At 59.9% G+C, this 2,249-nt stretch carries 1 protein-coding gene; it reads right to left on the bottom strand.

Annotated features, from left to right (window positions below; all coding sequences use genetic code 11):
• Positions 1-1,014: 1,014 nt before the first annotated feature.
• A complete protein-coding gene (locus ACW7G5_RS14735; RefSeq protein WP_457005763.1) occupies positions 1,015-1,968 on the bottom strand; it encodes an IS30 family transposase in 954 nt (317 codons plus the stop codon).
• Positions 1,969-2,249 lie beyond the last annotated feature (281 nt).

The following is a 2,249-nucleotide window of genomic DNA, read 5'->3' as shown; positions in this document are numbered from 1 at the left end:
CTTGTTCAGTAGCGGCAAAGAGCTGACGCTAAGATACGACACCGGCGCTGACTTCACTCAGATTGGCGCCTAACAATTCATTCAAGCCGATGCCGCTTCGCGGCACGGCTTAATTCTGGCGTTAGGCGCTTATGGACACTTCGTCGCTCGTCAACACGGTAGTACGGCAAGTACTGACTCCCATGTGCGAGCCGGTGCATTCCGCCTGGATTGACAGAAATACGACGCCACTCGCCACGAGCGCGGCCGTACTCGAGCTTTCCGACGGAAGCTTGGTCATGCTGGCTCCGTGTGAGGTGCACCTTGACCCGGACAAGTATCCTTCGCTTGGCCTCTCTTTGGAGAAGTGCGCTCCGGGAGCACTGCAATGGGTCAGAGACGGCAAGACTTATTCTATGAGTCCCCTAGCCGACGCGGCTGGACTGCTGCCGTTTCCCGTGGTTCAAGTTGTGGAGTCGGATCCGCTCGGGGAAGGAGCGCTCAGCGAAGTACTGCTGATCGGGCCGCTGGGCCAACTGCTGTTTCGCCATATCATGCCGCCAATGTCGCTCGGCATTGAGGTGACACAGTCGGGCCAAGCGCCTAACAATTCATTCAAGCCGATGCCGCTTCGCGGCACGGCTTAATTCTGGCGTTAGGCACCATATGTCAGCATTAGGCGCAACGGATGCTTTTATTCTCGCTCCAGTAGCTGCTTTAGCAATTGCAGCAATCGCGCGGCCGGCGAGTCGCCGCCTACGCATCGCGTCCGTGATATCTCTCGCGTTAGTAGCATTTGTCTACACCGCACTTCGACCTTCTGCTCGCGCAGCGAGGACGTACTACGAGAGCATTGGCGGAGTATGGTCTGAGGATTGGCTCGCTGGCGTCGAGTCTTTGCTGGCAGTCACGCGGCACCTGCCCACTGTTGTCCTGCTTGCCGCCTTGCTGTTGGCCATAATTGCGTTACGCTCCAGGTAATACGGGCATCGCGGCTTGGTGGGTGAATTCAACCACCAAGTGCGACAGTTCTGATCAAGCGCGGATTCGCTGTTCGGGCGTCTCATAGTCGTAGCGCTTCCTCGGTCTGGTATTGAGTTTGTGTGCGATCGCATCGCACTGCTTCTGGGTCAGCTTCGCCATGCTCTTTCCCTTTGGCAGGTACTGGCGAATGAGTCCGTTGGTGTTCTCATTGGTGCCACGCTGCCAGGGGTGATGGGGGCGCGCGAAGTAAACCGTCGCACCCGTAGCGATCTCGATCTCGGCATAGCCATGGAACTCGGTACCGTTGTCCGAGGTGATCGTGAGGCAGGGCAGCGGCGCAGCCTTGATCATCTCGATGACACGGCGGTTCAACGCCTTGGTCGTGCGGTTTGGTAGCTTGCCGATCATCAGGTAGCCGGTGGCGCGCTCGACCAGGGTCACGATGCAGGGCTTCTCCCAGGATGCCCCCATGACCGTGTCGATTTCCCAGTGGCCAACCTCAAGCCGCGCTTCGATCTCGACAGGCCGCTCCTCGATCATGCGCTTGCCCTGCAGCCTTCCGCGACGCTCCAGTCCGTAGTGCCGCTTGCGGCGCTTGTAGCGGCGACGCAGCTCCAGATACAGCGTGCCGCCCGCACGCCAGTCGCGCCGCACGTGTCGGTAGATGGACTGGAAGCTGATCGCAAACTCGTCCTGCCGAAGTACGCCAGCGATCTGCTCGGGACTCCATTGCTGCATCAGCAGCGCCTCGACACGGGCGTACTGCAACGGCGCATGGTGCGGGCCGCGGCGGCTTCGTCGGAGCCGCCCGTTCCGACGCTCCTGGGCCTTGCTGTAGCAGTAGTGTCCGCCCTTGGGACAGGGCGTCAGGTTGCGCTTGATCTCGCGGTAGATCGTGCTCCTGTGCCGGCCCAGGATCTGGGCGATCTCGGCCACGCTGTGCCTGGTCTTGCGGAGCTTGGAGATCAGGTATCGTTCGTCTCTGGTGAGCTGGCAGTACTTCACGGTCGGGGCTCCTTTCTTGCCGGATAAGAGTCCCTTCCAGTCTGCCAGCTCACCTCTCCTTTTCGGGGCGCTGGATTTGTCGCACTTAGTCTGGCAATTTCTGGTGCCTAACAATTCATTCAAGCCGATGCCGCTTCGCGGCACGGCTTAATTCCGGTGTTAGGCGGCACACGACCAATGCAGCAACTTAATGTCTTCTCTCACACCGCTACCGCGTTCTGCCAATGGGCGGAAGGCAGTCCGGCGCTGCCGGACGACGAAGCCGATACCGCGCTTAGGCT

Source organism: Luteimonas sp. A501 (genome assembly GCF_054052085.1).
Note: the sequence above shows the minus strand (reverse complement) of the source record. Positions and strands in the feature narration are given on the sequence as shown.